Origin of the sequence: Massilia solisilvae, assembly GCF_024753215.1 — a bacterium.
In the GTDB taxonomy this organism is placed as follows: Bacteria; Pseudomonadota; Gammaproteobacteria; order Burkholderiales; family Burkholderiaceae_D; genus Telluria; species Telluria solisilvae.
Window position 1 is genome coordinate 675,504 of record NZ_JANUGV010000001.1, and the last position, 15,955, is coordinate 691,458.

Annotated in this window: 21 protein-coding genes; 12 read left to right on the plus strand and 9 right to left on the minus strand. The window is 65.4% G+C overall.

Features of this window, described 5'->3' with window-relative positions:
- Positions 1–21 precede the first annotated feature (21 nt).
- A complete protein-coding gene (ftsB, locus tag NX773_RS02965; protein ID WP_258854888.1) occupies positions 22–372 on the plus strand; it encodes a cell division protein FtsB in 351 nt (116 codons plus the stop codon).
- 4 nt (positions 373–376) lie between these two features.
- Positions 377–634: a helix-turn-helix domain-containing protein gene (locus tag NX773_RS02970; protein WP_258854889.1), complete on the plus strand. Its 258-nt coding sequence runs from the start codon at positions 377–379 to the stop codon at positions 632–634.
- 105 nt (positions 635–739) lie between these two features.
- On the opposite strand, the gene NX773_RS02975 is transcribed toward NX773_RS02970, so the two are convergent.
- From NX773_RS02975 to NX773_RS02990, 4 genes are all read right to left on the minus strand, one after another.
- Complete coding sequence (locus NX773_RS02975) at positions 740–1,498, minus strand: DUF3108 domain-containing protein (protein WP_258854890.1); 759 nt, start codon at positions 1,496–1,498, stop codon at positions 740–742.
- 75 nt (positions 1,499–1,573) lie between these two features.
- Positions 1,574–2,002 (minus strand): acyl-CoA thioesterase, encoded by a 429-nt coding sequence (locus NX773_RS02980; RefSeq protein ID WP_258854891.1) that lies wholly within the window; start codon positions 2,000–2,002, stop codon positions 1,574–1,576.
- A gap of 27 nt (positions 2,003–2,029) precedes the next feature.
- The gene (gene hslO / locus NX773_RS02985; RefSeq protein WP_258854892.1) at positions 2,030–2,983 is read right to left on the minus strand and encodes an Hsp33 family molecular chaperone HslO; all 954 of its coding nucleotides are present in this window, start codon (positions 2,981–2,983) and stop codon (positions 2,030–2,032) included.
- A 3-nt stretch (positions 2,984–2,986) separates the two neighbouring features.
- Positions 2,987–3,511: a gamma carbonic anhydrase family protein gene (locus NX773_RS02990; RefSeq protein WP_258854893.1), complete on the minus strand. Its 525-nt coding sequence runs from the start codon at positions 3,509–3,511 to the stop codon at positions 2,987–2,989.
- 147 nt (positions 3,512–3,658) lie between these two features.
- Here NX773_RS02990 and NX773_RS02995 point away from each other — a divergent pair, with 147 nt between their 5' ends.
- Complete coding sequence (locus tag NX773_RS02995; RefSeq protein ID WP_258854894.1) at positions 3,659–4,537, plus strand: alpha/beta fold hydrolase; 879 nt, start codon at positions 3,659–3,661, stop codon at positions 4,535–4,537.
- A gap of 120 nt (positions 4,538–4,657) precedes the next feature.
- Here the strand turns inward: NX773_RS02995 and NX773_RS03000 are convergent, their stop codons facing one another.
- Positions 4,658–5,053: a GFA family protein gene (locus NX773_RS03000; protein WP_258854895.1), complete on the minus strand. Its 396-nt coding sequence runs from the start codon at positions 5,051–5,053 to the stop codon at positions 4,658–4,660.
- Positions 5,054–5,139: 86 nt separating this feature from the next.
- On the opposite strand from NX773_RS03000, the gene NX773_RS03005 reads away from it, so the two are divergent.
- The 8 genes from NX773_RS03005 (at position 5,140) to bamC (ending at position 12,400) form a co-directional block, all read left to right on the plus strand.
- Positions 5,140–5,973 (plus strand): 3',5'-nucleoside bisphosphate phosphatase, encoded by an 834-nt coding sequence (locus NX773_RS03005; protein WP_258854896.1) that lies wholly within the window; start codon positions 5,140–5,142, stop codon positions 5,971–5,973.
- 91 nt (positions 5,974–6,064) lie between these two features.
- Complete coding sequence (htpX, locus tag NX773_RS03010; RefSeq protein ID WP_258854897.1) at positions 6,065–6,940, plus strand: protease HtpX; 876 nt, start codon at positions 6,065–6,067, stop codon at positions 6,938–6,940.
- A 133-nt stretch (positions 6,941–7,073) separates the two neighbouring features.
- On the plus strand, positions 7,074–7,697 hold the full coding sequence (locus NX773_RS03015; protein ID WP_258821060.1) for an L-threonylcarbamoyladenylate synthase: 624 nt from the start codon (positions 7,074–7,076) through the stop codon (positions 7,695–7,697).
- Positions 7,698–7,867: 170 nt separating this feature from the next.
- A complete protein-coding gene (locus NX773_RS03020; RefSeq protein ID WP_258854898.1) occupies positions 7,868–8,527 on the plus strand; it encodes a site-2 protease family protein in 660 nt (219 codons plus the stop codon).
- Between the two features lie 7 nt (positions 8,528–8,534).
- Positions 8,535–9,737 (plus strand): tryptophan--tRNA ligase, encoded by a 1,203-nt coding sequence (locus tag NX773_RS03025; RefSeq protein WP_258821058.1) that lies wholly within the window; start codon positions 8,535–8,537, stop codon positions 9,735–9,737.
- The gene (locus tag NX773_RS03030; protein ID WP_258854899.1) at positions 9,737–10,300 is read left to right on the plus strand and encodes a class I SAM-dependent methyltransferase; all 564 of its coding nucleotides are present in this window, start codon (positions 9,737–9,739) and stop codon (positions 10,298–10,300) included. Before NX773_RS03025 ends, NX773_RS03030 begins: the two co-directional genes overlap by 1 nt.
- A gap of 52 nt (positions 10,301–10,352) precedes the next feature.
- A complete protein-coding gene (gene dapA, locus NX773_RS03035; RefSeq protein ID WP_258855833.1) occupies positions 10,353–11,237 on the plus strand; it encodes a 4-hydroxy-tetrahydrodipicolinate synthase in 885 nt (294 codons plus the stop codon).
- A gap of 29 nt (positions 11,238–11,266) precedes the next feature.
- Positions 11,267–12,400, plus strand: coding sequence for an NlpB/DapX family lipoprotein (gene bamC / locus NX773_RS03040; protein ID WP_258854900.1), 1,134 nt, complete (start codon positions 11,267–11,269; stop codon positions 12,398–12,400).
- Between the two features lie 82 nt (positions 12,401–12,482).
- On the opposite strand, the gene NX773_RS03045 is transcribed toward bamC, so the two are convergent.
- The 4 genes from NX773_RS03045 to NX773_RS03060 all read right to left on the minus strand — a co-directional run bounded on the left by NX773_RS03045 (position 12,483) and on the right by NX773_RS03060 (position 15,235).
- Positions 12,483–12,971, minus strand: coding sequence for an aspartate carbamoyltransferase (locus NX773_RS03045; protein WP_258854901.1), 489 nt, complete (start codon positions 12,969–12,971; stop codon positions 12,483–12,485).
- 109 nt (positions 12,972–13,080) lie between these two features.
- A complete protein-coding gene (locus tag NX773_RS03050) occupies positions 13,081–13,338 on the minus strand; it encodes a hypothetical protein (RefSeq protein ID WP_258854902.1) in 258 nt (85 codons plus the stop codon).
- A 280-nt stretch (positions 13,339–13,618) separates the two neighbouring features.
- The gene (locus NX773_RS03055) at positions 13,619–14,098 is read right to left on the minus strand and encodes a DUF7931 domain-containing protein (protein WP_258854903.1); all 480 of its coding nucleotides are present in this window, start codon (positions 14,096–14,098) and stop codon (positions 13,619–13,621) included.
- Positions 14,099–14,113: 15 nt separating this feature from the next.
- Positions 14,114–15,235, minus strand: coding sequence for a ribosomal protein uL16 3-hydroxylase (locus tag NX773_RS03060; protein WP_258854904.1), 1,122 nt, complete (start codon positions 15,233–15,235; stop codon positions 14,114–14,116).
- A gap of 80 nt (positions 15,236–15,315) precedes the next feature.
- Between NX773_RS03060 and NX773_RS03065 the strand changes: the two genes are divergently transcribed.
- The gene (locus NX773_RS03065) at positions 15,316–15,873 is read left to right on the plus strand and encodes an FKBP-type peptidyl-prolyl cis-trans isomerase (RefSeq protein ID WP_258854905.1); all 558 of its coding nucleotides are present in this window, start codon (positions 15,316–15,318) and stop codon (positions 15,871–15,873) included.
- Positions 15,874–15,955 lie beyond the last annotated feature (82 nt).

Genomic DNA, 15,955 nt, shown 5'->3' on the forward strand with positions numbered 1-15,955 from the left:
GCGCTGGCCGGTATGCGATCCATGCGCCTGATCACGCTCGCCCTGGTTGCGCTGCTGCTGCTGATCCAGTACCCGCTGTGGCTGGGGAAAGGCGGCTGGCTGACCGTATCGGACCTGGAAGCGCAGGTCGACGCCATGCGCAAGAAGACCGACGACCTGAAGGCGCGCAACGCCCACCTCGAATCGGAAGTGCGCGACCTGAAGGAAGGCACCGGCGCCGTCGAAGAACGCGCCCGCTACGAGCTGGGCATGATCAAGCAGAACGAGATCTTCGTCCAGGTGCTCAAGAAAGGCGACAAGAACGCCCCGAGCATGACCCCGCAAAAGCCGCTGCCCGACACCGACAAGAAGGGCAAGCCCCTCGAGGACTGACGCCGTGGCCGACCCACTCGACACCCTGGAAGCGATCGCCGTTCACCTGGCCGACGCTTTCGAATCGGGCGACCCGGACGCGATCAAGAAAGCGCTGTCCGACGTCGCCGTATCCCCCGCCGCCGCCGAACTGGCTGCCGCCGCCGGCTTCCCGCGCCAGCAGCTGAACGACGCGCTGCTGAACGGCGAACTGCCGCTCGACATGACGCTGGCGATCATGAAGGTGATCGACCTCTACCTGCCCGGCACGCATCACCACTGACACGTAGGGTGGGCAGCTCCGCTGCCCACGCGTTCAAGAAGGCCGAGCACGGCCGCTCCCGCAGCGCGCATCACCGCGTGGGCAGCACAGCCGCCCACCCTGCGATCAATCGATCAAGGTCTTGACCAGCACCCCCTTCGGCGTGACGCTCTCCTGCCGCACCATCACCTGCGAGCCCTTCGCGAACCAGAACTTCGACACCGTCCCCGGCCGGTTGTAATCGGTGGTCAGCACCCAGCACTGAACCGGCCCGGACGGCCCGCTGATGCTCTCCGACCCGACCACCTTCCACGTGTAGCGCTGCGGCGCCTGCGCGCCGCCCGGATGGTAGAAATTGATGCGGAACTCCTCGCCCTCGGCCATCGGCATCGCCTGCAGGAACTCGATATCGGTCTCGAAGTTGAAGGTCGGCTCGGACGACTCGACGACCAGGTCCTTCTGCACGTTGTCCGCCAGCTCCTTCATCCCGGTGACGCGGTCCGGCGCAAACAGAAAGCCCTCGACCTTGCGCTTGCCATCGCGCTCGCTGGTGCGCTCATGCGAGATCGGCCGGAAGGTGCCCGGCTCGAACCAGGAATCGAGCCACAGCGTGTATGGCCCGGGCGCCACGCCGTCCCAGCGCTGGCGTACGCGCAGCATCTCTTTGCCGTCGCGCTGTTCGAAGCGCACCTCGCGCATCCAGATGTCGATCGGCTTGTTCGACTCGCCATCGCGCAGGTAGCGCAGGTAGCGGTGCACCCCGGGTTTGACCAGCGCAAAGCGCGGCAGCGGGGCACCGAGGTCGATGTTATGAACGGCTGCGCCGGCATCGAGCATGGCTGCGGCCAGCAAGGCGAGCAGGGCGGACTTGATCGAGGCATGCATATGTGTCTTGGCCTTCCCAAAAAATCACATTCTGCCTCACCCGCACCGGCCAGATTGTCTCCAATTGCAACGTCGCTAGCGGAATGCCAGTTCCGCCAGCACCGCCCGCGTCGCCTCCGGGATCGGCACCGGCCGGTTGCTCCTGCGGTCCACGTACACATGCACGAAATGCCCGGCCGCCGACGGCAGCGGCTCGTCGTTCCGATACAGCGCGATCTCGTACTTCACGCTCGAATTGCCCAGCTTGGCCACGCGCACGCCCACGTGCACGGTATCGGGAAACACCACCGGCGCGAAATACGCGCAGCCCGTCTCCACCACGAACCCGACCACCTCGCCGCCATGAATATCGAGCATGCCGCGCTCGATCAGGAAGCGGTTCACCGCCGTGTCGAAATAGCTGTAGTAGTGGACGTTGTTGACGTGGCCGTACACGTCGTTGTCCATCCAGCGGGTCGCGATTTCGCAAAAGTGCGGAAAGGCGGAACGGGGCGTGTCGCGCATGTTGTTGTCCTGGTCCACCCGACGGATTTAATGACGGGTGCCGCTCGCCGGCGCCGTCGCATCGACCGTGCTGCCGCCGGCAAACAGCCGCGCGCAATCGACCTTGTCGAACGCATAGTGCTTGCCGCAGAAGTCGCAGTTGATCGACAGCGAGCCCAGATCGGCCAGCGCATCATCCACCTCGGCCTGTCCCAGCATCTTGAGCATGTCGCCGACCTTCTCGCGCGTGCAGCTGCAATGGAACTCGGGATGCGCCGGGTCGAACACGCGCAGCGTCTCTTCCCAGAACAGGCGCCGCATCAGCGTGGCGATGTCGGTGGCGATCAGCTCATCGCGCTTGAGCGTGCTGGCCAGCGACACCGCGCGGTTCCAGGTCTCGAGGTCTTCCTCTTCGGTGGCCTGCCGGACCTGGCCTTCCACGTTGCTGTTGCGCGGCAGCTTTTGCAGCAGCAGGCCGCGCGCGACCTTGTCGTCGGCCGCCAGCCACAGCTTGGTATCCATCTGCTCCGAGCGCAGCATGTAGTTTTCGATCACGGTCGCCATGTCCTCGCCCACCAGCGGTACGATGCCCTGGTACGGCTGCTGGCCCGGCACCTTGTCCTGCGGGTCGAGCGTGATCACGAAGCGGCCCTTGCCGTGCGCGTTGAACAGCTGGCTGATCGACGCCTGCTCCGGCACCGCCACATCGGGCGCGAGCTTGGCGGTGGCGCGCACGCGCAGGGCGGCATCGCACTCGACCACCAGCAGGCGCACCGCGCCGTCGCCGTGGATCTGCATCACGATCGAGCCGTTGAACTTCAGGTTGGCCGACAGCAGGGCCGCGGCCGCGACCATCTCGCCCAGTACCGCGCGCACCGCCGGCGGGTAGTTGTGGCGCGCCTGGATCTCTTGCCAGGCGTTGGAAATCTCCACGAGCTCGCCGCGCACGGCGGCGTTCTCGAAGATGAAGCGTTGCAGGGTGTCCTTGTCTACTGTCGTCATTGTCTATCCGATTTTCTTGAGCTCCGCCTTGAAGCGCTGGCCGCGCGTCACGTAGTGCGCGGCATTGCTTGACAGGCGTTGCAGGTCTTCTTCCGTGAGCGTGCGCACCACCTTGGCGGGCGAGCCCAGGATCAGCGAATTGTCCGGGAACTCCTTGCCCTCGGTGACCAGCGCGCCCGCGCCCACCAGGCAGCCCTTGCCGATTTTGGCGCCGTTGAGCACCACGGCCTGAATGCCGATCAGGGCGCCGTCGCCAATGGTGCAGCCGTGCAGCATGGCCTGGTGGCCCACCGTCACGTTCTTGCCCACCGTCAGCGGAAAGCCCATGTCGGTATGCATCACCGTGCCTTCCTGGATATTGCTGTTTTCCCCGATCGTGATGCGCTCGTTGTCGCCGCGCACCGTGACCCCGAACCAGACCGAGGCATTCGCCTCGACCGTGACCTTGCCGATCAGGTTGGCCGAATCGGCGACAAAGGCCGACGCATCGATCTCGGGGGCATGCTCGCCCAGCTGGTAAATCGCCATAGGATGTGCTCGCGAAAGGAGAGTTGAAAATATCGCTATTTTACGCCCTCGGGTCCGCCGCCCGTCCGATTGGGGCCAGATGGGGCTGACCGGCGGGAAATCAACCGCCAGCGTATAATCCGCACGATCGTACTTTTTTATTTTGCCATGAAGCCATCCCGTTCCGATTTCATCACCGTGCGCGGCCTGTCCACCCACGTGCGCCACTGGGGCCGCGAAGGCGCGCCCAAGCTGTTCATGCTGCATGGCTGGATGGACATGTCCGCCTCGTTCCAGTTCGTCGTTGACTGCCTGCAGGGCGACTGGCACGTGATCGCGCCCGACTGGCGCGGTTTTGGCCTGACCCAGCGCGCGGGCACCGACACCTACTGGTTTGCCGACTACGTGGCCGACCTCGACTTCATCCTCGACCATTACGCGCCGGGCGAGGCTGTGAACCTGCTCGGCCACAGCATGGGCGGCAACGTGGCGGGCATCTACGCCGGCGCGCGGCCGCAGCGCGTGGGCCGCCTGATTAACCTGGAAGGCTTTGGCCTGCCTGCAACGACGCCGGAGCAGTGGCCGGGGCGGCTTGCCGACTGGCTCGACCAGCTGCGCCAGCCGCCGGAGATGCGCGGCTACGCCAGCCTGGCCGAGGTGGCGGCGCGCCTGCAGAAGACCAATCCGCGCCTGCCGCACGAGCGCGCCGCCTTCCTCGCACAGCACTGGGCGGCGCAGGACGCATCGGGCCAATGGCAGATACTGGGCGACCCGGCCCACAAGCAGCATGGGCCGCTGCTGTACCACGTGGACGAGGTGCTGGCCTGCTGGCGGCAGATCACCGCACCGGTGCTGTCGGTGGAGGCGGAAGACACCAACATGTGGCGCTGGATGGGCCCCAAGGAGCAGGCGCGGGCGGAGGTGGACCGGCGTCTGTCGCACCTGGCCAACGTCAGCCTGCGCATGATGCCGGATGCGGGCCACATGCTGCACCACGACCAGCCGGAGCTGCTGGCGCGCATGATCGAAGAATTCCTGGCGGCCTGATTTTCCCCGCCAACCGTAGGGTGGGCAGGTTTCCTGCCCACGCGTTCAGCTACCGGCTGCATGACCACAATTGCGTCCGCTCGGCCGCAAGTTAAACGCGTGGGCGGGGACCCGCCCACCCTACAAATGCCGCGTTTCGGCCGGCGGTGCCTCCCAGACGTCGTTGCGCCCGTCCAGCCAGCGTACTGGCGCCGTAATCAGTTCCTCCGGCGTGGCATCATCCAGGCACGCGACCGCCACCGCCACGAACTGCCCCATCCGCGCCGACTCCCCGGTCGAATGGGTGTGAATGCCGCAGCGCGAGCAAAAGTAATGACCGTCGCGCCGGGTGAGGAAGCGGTACTCGCCCAACTGTTCCGTGCTGCTCAGGCGAAACGCCTCCGGCGCCACCACCGCCGCCCACCAGCGCATCTTGGTGCAGATGGAGCAGTTGCATTTGATCGTCCCGAGGCCCAGATCGATGGCCGCCGTGAACCGCACCTCCCCGCAATGGCAACTCCCGTGGTAAGTCTTCATTCTTGTCCTTTTCTCAAGCCCCGACTGTAGCACCGCCGTAGCGAGCTCAACAGGTAGCGGTGGCCAATGCAGCGTACAATGGATGCATGATGAAAGTCGACCTGCACTGCCACTCCACCGTCTCCGACGGCCTGCTCGCGCCGGCCGATGTGGCCGCCTTTGCGCGCAAGGCCGGCGTGGACGTGTGGGCGCTGACCGACCACGACGAAGTCGATGGCATCAAGGCCGCGCGCCAGGCCGCCGGCGAGCTGGGCATGCGCTTCGTGTCCGGCGTCGAGATCTCGATCACCTGGGCCGGCCAGACGGTGCACATCGTCGGCCTGCACATCGACGAGGACAACGAGGCGCTGCTCAAGGGCCTGGAGGCAACCCGCAGCGGCCGCGACCGCCGCGGCCACGAGATTTCCGCGCAGCTAGAAAAGGTCGGCATTCACAACGCCTACGAAGGCGCGCTCAAGTACGTCGGCAATCCCGACCTGATGTCGCGCACCCACTTCGCCCGCTACCTGGTCGAGATCGGCGCCTGCGACTCCACCGCCGACGTGTTCCGCAAGTACTTGTCTGAAGGCAAGCCAGGTTACGTGCCGCACCGCTGGGCCACGCTGGAGCAGGCCGTCAGCTGGATCCGCGGCGCCGGCGGCATCCCCGTCATCGCTCACCCGGGCCGCTACAAGTTCGCCCAGGTGGCCGAAGACGCGCTGTTCGACCAGTTCAGGCAGTTGGGCGGCAACGCCATCGAAGTGGTGACCGGCAGTCACTCGCCGGACCAGTACCAGACCTATGCCGAGGTCGCCCGCCGCTTCGGCTTCCTCGCTTCGCGCGGCACCGATTTCCATGGCCCGGGCGAAGCGCGGGTGGACTTTGCGCTGCTGCCGCCGCTGCCGCCGGGCCTGACCCCGGTGTGGCACGACTGGTTTTAAGCCGCGGTTAAGGCTGAGCCCTTGAATTTTCCGGGTGGCAGCCGTATCTTAGCGGCCTGTTAATACCAACCTGGCCCCGGAGGCTGCATCCATGAAGCGCATCATTCTGTTCCTCGCGACCAACCTTGCGGTCGTGCTGGTCTTGTCGATCGTCCTGAACGTGCTGGGCATCGGCCGCACCGTCGGGCCGAACAACCTGGGCGCGCTGCTGGTGTTCTCGCTGGTGGTCGGTTTCACCGGCTCGATCATTTCCCTGCTCATGAGTAAGCCGATGGCCAAGTGGTCGACCGGCGCGCGCGTGATCGAGCAGCCCGCCAACTCGACCGAGCTGTGGCTCGTCAACACCGTGCAGGGCCTGGCCCAGCGCGCCGGCATCGGCATGCCCGAAGTGGCGGTGTACGAGGGCGAGCCGAACGCATTTGCCACCGGCGCGTTCAAGGATTCGGCGCTGGTGGCCGTGTCCACGGGCCTGCTCACCGGCATGAACCGCGAGGAAGTGGAGGCCGTGCTCGGCCACGAGGTGGCGCACATCGCCAACGGCGACATGGTCACGCTCACGCTCATCCAGGGCGTGGTCAACACCTTTGTCGTGTTCCTGTCGCGCGTGGTCGGCTTCTTCGTGGACCAGGTGCTGCTGCGCGGGAATGACGAGCGCCGCGGCCCGGGCATCGGTTATATGATCAGCGTGTTCGTGTGCGAGATCGTGTTCGGCCTGGTGGCCTCGATGATCGTGGCCTGGTTCTCGCGCTACCGCGAGTTCCGCGCCGACGCCGGCTCCGCGCGCCTGTTGAACAGCACCTTGCCGATGCAGCACGCGCTCGCCCGCCTGGGGCAAATGCACTCGGCCGACCTGCCGCAATCGATGCAGGCGTTCGGCATCGCGGGCGGCGGCAGCGGCTGGGGCGCGCTGTTTGCCAGCCACCCCCCGCTGGAAGAGCGTATCGCGGCGCTGCAGCAGCTGCGTTAATCTCGTAGGGTGGGCAGGTTTTCCTGCCCACGCGTTCGACCAGCGCCATCGCACTGATAAGCGAGCGATGACGCGGACTTGAGCTGAACGCGTGGGCAGAAACCTGCCCACCCTACGGTAAAGAAGGGTTTGAATGAGCCAGTTTTTCGAGATCCACCCCGACAATCCCCAGCCCCGGCTGGTCAAGCAATCCGCGGAGATCATCCGGAGCGGCGGCATCGTCGCCGTGCCCACCGATTCGGCGTACGCACTGGTGTGCCGGCTGGACGACAAGGCCGCCGTCGAGCGCCTGCGCCGGATCCGTGGCGTGGACGAGAAGCACCACCTGACGCTGCTGTGCCGCGACCTGTCCGAAATCGCGCAGTACGCGCGCGTGGACAACCAGCAGTACCGCCTGCTCAAGGCCACCACGCCCGGGCCGTACACGGTGATCCTGGAAGCCACACGCGAAGTGCCGCGCCGCCTGTCGCACCCGTCGCGCAAGACCATCGGCCTGCGCGTGCCCGAGAACCGCATCCTGCTGGCGCTGCTCGAAGAGCTGGGCGAGCCGGTGATCGGCACCACGCTGCAGCTGCCCGGCGACGAACACATGCTGTCCGACCCGGACGAGGTGCAGGAGCGCCTGGGCAAGCAGATCGACCTGGTAATCGACGGCGGCGCCGGCACGCTGGAGCCCACCACCGTCATCGACCTGACCGGGCCGGCGCCCGAGCTGGTGCGCCAGGGCAGGGGCGACGCCGCCGCCTTCGGCCTCTGAGCCAACCGTCGTCCCCGCGGAGGCGGGGACCCATAGACACGCTGTGTAGTCGAAAACTCGCCGCAGGCCGGTGAACTCAGCATGGGTCCCGCCTTCGCGGGGACGACGTGCGAGGGCCGCCGGCCTGTTCCCCGGCTGCCGCCGCGCCGCCTCTGATAGAATCCCCCTTTATGGATGAACTCATACGCACCATCGCAGTCTACGCGCTGCCTCTTCTCTTCGCGATCACCCTGCACGAAGCTGCCCACGGATACGTCGCCAATTACTTCGGGGACAAGACCGCCTACGTCGCCGGCCGCGTGAGCCTGGACCCGTTCAAGCACATCGACCCGGTCGGCACGGTGCTCATGCCGCTGCTGCTGTACTTCATCAGCCACGGCAGCTTCATGTTCGGCTACGCCAAGCCGGTGCCCGTCAATTTCGGCAACCTGCGCAACCCGCGCAAGCAGTCGGCCTTCGTCGCCATTGCCGGCCCCGGCTCGAACCTGCTGATGGCCCTGGGCTGGCTGATCGTCGGCCTGGTGGTCGCGGCCTACAGCGGCCCGGACGGCTTCTTGTTCGAAGTCTCGCGCGCCGGCATTCGCATCAACCTGATCTTCTTCGCGCTGAACCTGGTGCCGATCCCGCCGCTGGACGGCGGCCGCGTGGTCACCAGCATCCTGCCGCCGCGCCTGGGCTACCAGTTCGCGCAGCTCGAACCGTACGGCTTTTTCATCGTCATGGCGCTGCTCGTGACCCATGTGCTCGACTTCTGGCTGGCCGGCGTGTCGAACCTCGGTTACGGCCTGATCAACCTGATCGCCAGCCCTCTGCAACTCATCCTCACCTGACCTCATTATGTATCCCGATCGCGTCGTTTCCGGTATGCGCCCCACCGGCGCCATGCACCTTGGCCACTACCACGGAGCCCTGAAAAACTGGATCCGTATGCAGTCCGAGCTGCCTTGCCTGTTCTTCGTGGCCGACTGGCACGCGCTGACCACCCACTACGACGACCCGACCATCATCGAGAAGAGCACCTGGGACATGGTGATCGACTGGCTGGCGGCTGGCATCGACCCGTCGCAGTCGACCATCTTCATTCAGTCCAAGGTGCCCGAGCACGCCGAGTTGCACCTGCTGCTGTCGATGGCCACGCCGCTCGGCTGGCTCGAGCGCGTGCCGACCTACAAGGACCAGATCGAAAACCTGTCCAGCCGCGACCTGGCCACCTACGGCTTCCTCGGCTACCCGCTGCTGCAGGCGGCCGACGTGCTGATCTACCGCGCCACGCAAGTGCCGGTGGGCGAGGACCAGATCCCGCACATCGAGATGATGCGCGAGATCGCGCGCCGCTTTAACCACCTGTACGGCAAGGAGCCGGGCTTCGAGGAAAAGGCGCTGGAAGCGGTCAAGAAGCTGGGCAGCAAGCGCGCCAAGCTCTATACCGAGCTGCGCACCGCTTTCCAGCAGGAGGGCAAGGAAGACGCGCTGGCGCAGGCCCAGGCCATGCTGGACGAGGCGGGCAGCCTGTCGAACATCGACCGTGAGCGCCTGTTCGGCTACCTCGAAGGCAGCCGCAAGATCATCCTGGTCGAGCCGCAGGTCAAGCTGACCGAGGCGTCGCGCCTGCCGGGCCTGGATGGCCGCAAGATGTCCAAGAGCTACGGCAACGCCATCACGCTGCGCGAGGACCGCGAATCGGTCACCAAGAAAATCCGCACCATGCCAACCGACCCGGCGCGGGTACGCCGCAGCGATGCCGGCGATCCGCTCAAGTGCCCGGTGTTCCAGCTGCACCAGGTGTATTCGGATGAGCAGACGAAGGACTGGGTGATGAAGGGCTGCACCAGCGCCGGCATCGGCTGCCTGGAGTGCAAGCAGCCGGTGGTGGACGCCGTGCTGGCCGAACAGGAACCGATGCGCGAGCGTGCGCAGCAATACCTGGACGACCCCTCGCTGGTGCGCGCGATCGTGGCCGACGGCTGCGAGAAGGCCAGGAAGCTGGCCCAGGAAACCATGCGCGACGTGCGCGAGGCCATGGGGCTGGACTACAGCTGATGGATACGCCGTCGTCCTGGGTGCGCCGCTGGGCGCCGCTGGTGCCGCCGGGCGAGGTGCTCGACCTTGCCTGCGGCAGCGGCCGTCATGCGCGCCTGCTGGCCGCGCTTGGCCACCCGGTGCTGGCGCTGGACCGCGACCCGCAGGCGCTGGCAGCCGCGGCCGGCCCCGGCATCCGGACCATGGAATACGACCTCGAGGCCCAAGGCGCTGCGTGGCCGTTCGAGGCCGGCCGCTTTGCCGGCATCGTCGTCACCAACTACCTGCATCGGCCCCTGATGCGTTCGTTGACGGCCTCGCTCGCCCCGGGCGGGGTTCTGATTTACGAGACCTTTGCAGTTGGCAATGAAGTGTTCGGCAAGCCGTCGAACCCGCTGTTCCTGCTGAGCGCGGGCGAGCTGCCCGAACATGCAAGGGAAGGGGGCTTGCGCGTGATCGCTTTTGAAGACGGGGTCACGGAAGAGCCCAAGCCGGCGCGCGTGCAGCGCCTGTGCGCAGCAGGCCCGGCATATGCATGGAGCGACGCAAAACTCGACCATTTATCTCAGCGGAAGCAACCATAACGGCAGGCTATCCGCTACAATCCAATTTTTATTTACCGGCACGGTCTTGAATATGATTAAGGGCAGCATAGTAGCCATCGTCACTCCGATGTTCGAAGACGGCAGTCTCGACAAGGACGGCCTGCGCAAGCTGATCGACTGGCATGTTGCGGAAGGCACCGATGCGATGGTGATCGTCGGCACGACCGGCGAATCGGCCACCGTCTCTCCCGAAGAGCATTGCGAGCTGGTCAAGCTGGCAGTGGAACACACCGCAGGGCGCATCCCCGTGATCGCCGGCACCGGCGGCAATTCGACCGCCGAGGCGATCGCGCTCACCCGCCACGCCAAGGACGTCGGTGCCGACGCCTCGCTGCAGGTGGTTCCGTACTATAACCGTCCGACCCAGGAAGGCATGTACCGCCACTTCAAGGCCATCGCCGAAGCGGTGGACCTGCCGGTGATCCTGTACAACGTGCCGGGCCGCACCGTGGCCGACATGAGCAACGACACCATCCTGCGCCTGGCGCCGGTGGACAACATCATCGGCATCAAGGACGCGACCGGCAACATCGGCCGCGGCCTGGAACTGCTCAAGGCGGTCCCGGACAATTTCGCCGTCTATTCCGGCGACGACGCCACCGCCATGGCGCTGATGTTCTGCGGCGCCTCGGGCAACATCTCGGTCACCGCCAACGTTGCCCCGCGCCTGATGCACGAGATGTGCGTGGCCGCGATGTCCCGCGACATCCCGCGCGCCATCGAGCTCAACAACCGCCTGCTCGGCCTGAACAACAAGTTGTTCGTCGAGCCGAACCCGGTGCCGGTCAAGTGGGCGCTGGCGGAAATGGGTATGATGCCGTCTGGCATTCGCCTGCCGCTCGCGCCGCTGTCGGCCCAGTTCCACGACGTGGTGCGCGGCGCCCTGCGCGAAGCTGGCATCTCTCTGAAGTCCTGAGCCCGCACGGGCCCCAACCCAGTAACGATATGACTATTGCAAAGAACAAGCCCCTGGCCTCCCAACCTGCCGTGCGTGCGCTGACGCTGTCCGTGCTCGCGCTCAGCCTGGCTGCCTGCACCACTGTGTTCGAGTCGGACAAGGTGGACTACAAGGCGGCCAAGAAAGCCGCTCCGCTGGACGTGCCGCCGGACCTGACCCAGCTGCAGAAGGACAATCGTTACGCCATTCCCGACGGCCGTGGCGTGGCCACCGCTTCGGGTCTGCAGCAGGCCGGCCCGGCAACCGTGGCCGCTGCCACCGAGCAGATCAGCCCGGTCTCGACCGACAAGGTGCGCGTCGAGCGCGCCGGCAACCAGCGCTGGCTGGTGGTCAAGGCCAGCCCCGAGCAGCTGTGGCCGCAGCTGAAGGACTTCTGGGCCGATTCGGGCTTCACCGTCGAAACCGAAAATCCGGCGGCCGGCACCATGGAAACCAACTGGGCCGAGAACCGCGCGAAGATCCCGCAAGACTTCATCCGCAACGCGATCGGCAAGGTGTTTGACTCGGCCTATTCGACCGGCGAGCGCGACAAGTTCCGCACGCGCCTCGAGCGCCTGCCGGATGGCTCGACCGAGATCTACCTGAGCCACCGCGGCGCCGAGGAAGTCGTGCAGAAAGAGGGCGGCACCGCCTGGACCACCCGCGCCAACGACCCGCAGCTCGAAGCCATCTTCCTGGCCCGCCTGATGGCGCGCCTGACCGGCGCTAGCTCCGTGAAGGCGGCCGAAGCGGTGGTCAACAGCGCCGCGCCGGCACCACAGCACGCCAAGCTGCTGGTGGACCATGTGGAAGTGGACGAAGGCTTTGACCGCGCATGGCGCCGGGTGGGTCTGGCGCTGGACCGCCTGGGCTTCACGGTCGAGGACCGCGACCGCGTGCAGGGCATCTACTTCGTGCGCTACGTCGATCCGGAAGGCGCGGACAAGCAGGGCTTCTTCTCCAAGCTGCTCAGCTTCGGCAGCGACGACAAGGCCAAGGAAGCGCAGCGCTACCGCGTGCTGGTCAAAGGCGCGCAGGGCGGCGCCAGCAGCGACGTCACCGTGCTGACCAACGAGGGCAAGCCGGTCACCACGCCGACCGGCGCGAAGATCCTGAAGCTCCTGAACGACGAGCTGAAATAAAAAGCGCGTTGAATAAAAAAACCGGCCTGCATGGCCGGTTTTTCATTTCCCGTCGTCGCTGCGAACGCCGGGACGACGGGCGCTAGTGGTGATGGTGCCCGGACATCGCATCCTTGCCGTGGTCGGCCAGCTGCGCGCCGAACCATTCGTGCAATGCCGTCACCAGCTGCGGATCGTCGCTGCGGTACACCAGTTCGGCCCCGCCATCGACCTCGCGGTACTCAACCTGCACCTGCCCCGGCGCTGCTGCCTTCAGCCGCGCCAGCCCCGGCATCGCATCGCCATGGATGCGCGCAGGCGCCGAGAAATTCCCATCTTTGAATTGCCGCGCAATGTCGCGCAAGTGCGCGCGTACCAGGCCCGTTTGGCGCGCGTCTGACGGATCCTTTGCCACCACCCGCTGCACGCCGCCATTCTGCGTCGTCGTGAACAAGTGGGTGGTCGCAGCGAGCTCGAACGGCATCACCTGGGCTCCGCGCCGCGCCACCTCGGCCTGGCGCTCAGGCGTGGCCTGCTGGGCGAAAACGGGTGCTGCGGCGAGCAGCAATAATGCCACCATCGATTTGTTCATCTGCTACCTCTTCAAGGCATGCCAGGCAAGCGTCAATCTTACGCGGCGCCGGGCGTACGGACGAAAAAAAACCGGCCCGAAGGCCGGTTTCTTAATCAGGAAAAGCTGATTACTTCGAAGCAGCCGGAGCAGCGGCAGCAGCAGCCGAAGCGGCTTCCGAAGCGGCCGAAGCAGCAGCCGAAGCGGCAGCAGCAGCGTCCGAAGCTGCAGCAGCAGCCGGAGCAGCAGCGTCAGCCGGAGCAGCGGCCGGAGCAGCAGCCGGAGCAGCCTCGACCACCGGTGCCGGAGCAGCAGGAGCTTCTTCTTTTTTGCTGCAAGCAGCCAGAGCAACAGCCAACAGGGAGACGATCAGCAGGGATTTTTTCATGGGTTTTCCTTAATTAATTCAAAAGTAAGTACTGCTTGGTGCGATGAATAATTACCGGTAATTATCGCTCGTCAGGAATTCTCGTCAGCTTTCAAAACGCTAAATAGTGCCCGACAGACAACGAAACGTTCCTAACAGGATATGTTATAGCCAAATTTACTGAATCGCAATAGGAAACGATGCTAACATGGCAGGTTTTTGTGACACCGCAACATTCATTTTGTTACAAGATGCTACTGCGTTGCACAATGCGCCATCACCAGTAGTAGAACGATAAGGATTACAAGCCGGTTGCCGTTGGTTGCAGTGCAACATAAGATTCGGCCCAGATGGCGGCAAAGCGCTGCTTCGGAATCTCGGCAGCGCCGGGCGCGTCGAACGCGGCCTGGCCGCGGATATGGTCGCTGTGGAAGCGCCTGAGCACATGGATGCCGTCGGCGATGCAGAACGAGTCCGTGAGCTGGTGCAGCACGCTGTTGGTGACCCGGCACTCGACGCGGTGCGAATAATCGCGCAGCAGGCGCAAAAAGCGCGGGTAATGGCGCTCGATGTGGGCCGTGGAGTGGGCCGCCAGCTGCAGCGTGCCGCTGCCGTGCAGGAAAGCGCGCAGCGCCGCATCCACGCCGCTGTCGCCCAGCGGGAAGACCGCGAAGTCCGGATCGAACAGCTGCAGCGTCACGTGCGCCCGCGCGAGGCAATCGCGAAAGCGCGCGTCGAACTCGGCGTGGGTGGTCACTGGCAGCAGCTGCGGTTCCGTCATCGCGTCTCTCCCGTATCAGGCAAGTTCAAGCCAACCGTCGTGGTACCAGGTGTACAGCGCGTCGCGCACGTCCTCGGTGGCGCTGGCGATCGCGGCGCCATCGAGCGCGCGCTCGTCGGCCAGCAGGGCCAGTGCCGGCTTGTCGGCGCGCCCGGCCTGGAACGACTCGCCGTTGATGAACACATGCTTGCCGCGGTAGAGCATCTGGGTCTTGAGCGACAGCTTCACGCCGCGCTTTTCGGCCGATTCGAGGAAGCGGCCGATCGCCAGCGGCTTGGCCGGCGGCGTGAAGAACACGTTGTGCTTCGGCTCGGACATGTACTCGCCGAGGAAGATGGCCACGTCCTCTTCGTCCCAGCGCACCTTGTTCAGTTCCTCGGTGACGGTGGCCAGCATGTCGGCCGGGATCTCGGCCGGCTTGGTGGCAGGCTTGAGCGCAGGGTCGGTGTACAGCCCCGGCAGGTCGATCGAGTCGGCCATGAACTGCAGGAAGTTCTCGCCCAGCTCCTGGAAATTCGGCACCCTGAAGCCCACCGAGTAGGTCATGCACTCGCCCTCGGCGATGCCGTCGTGGTTGTACAGCGGCGGCAGGTACAGCATGTCGCCCGGCTCGAGCACGTACTCTTCGTCCGGCTCGAAGTTGGCGAGGATCTTGACCGGCAGGCCGTCGACCAGGGTCTGGTCGCCGCCCTTGCTGATGCGCCAGCGGCGCTTGCCGTGCGCCTGCAGCAGGAACACGTCGTACGAATCGTAGTGCGGGCCGACGCCGCCGCCGTCGGTGGCAAAGCTGATCATCAGGTCGTCCAGCCGGGTCTGCGGCACGAAGCGGAACTGGCGCAGCAGCGCGTCCACGCGCGCGTCGTACAGGTTCACGCCCTGCACCAGCATGGTCCACTCGCGCCGCTCGCGTGACGGCAGTTCGGCCAGCGGGCCGTGCTGCAAATTCCAATCGCCGTTCGCGTGCGTGAGCAGGCGCGACTCGACGTGGTTCTGGCGCGCCAGTTCGGCCAGTTTCTCGAACTTGAGCAGCGGTTTGAAATTGGGGATAGCCTGCCGGATCAGCAGGGGTTTCTTTTGCCAGTAATCGCGCAGGAACTGGGCGGGCGTGAGATTGCCAAGGAGCTGTAGTTTTTGCATGGATTCATTATAACCGTCGCCGGACAGGGGCAAAGCGGGGCAGGGGGTATAATCCGCTGCTTACAACGAAAGGATGTGCGATGAAGATTGCCAAGAACACGGTCGTGACGGTCAACTACCGCCTGTCGGACGCCCAGAACAACCTGATCGAAGAAGGCACCCAGCCGATGGTGTACCTGCACGGCGGGTACGAGAACACGCTGCCCAAGATCGAGGAAGAACTGGACGGCAAGGATGTCGGCTATTCGTCGGTCATCCAGATCGAGCCGGAAGACGCGTTCGGCGACTACGACCCGGCCCTGATCAAGGTCGAGCCGAAGGATCGCCTGCCCGGGCCGATCGAAGTGGGTATGCAGTTCGAAGGCATGGCCGAGGGCGGCGACCCGGACGACGAGCCGACCATCTTCACCGTGACCGAAATCGCGGAAGACAAGGTGGTGCTGGACGGGAACCACCCGCTGGCCGGCATGGCGCTGCGCTTCGAGCTGTCGGTGATCGACGTGCGCGCGGCCACGCCGGAAGAGATCGCGCACGAGCACGTGCACGGCGCGCATGGCCACCACCACGAAGAGCACGGCCACCAGGAGCTCGACGACAGCGAGCCGGGCGACCACTTCCGCAGCCACCCGCTGCAGTAAGAGCACGCGCCGCCGGCAGGCAGGGTGGGCAGCTCGTCTGCCCACGCGTTCAAACCCGGCGTGACGGCCCGCGCGGCTTATC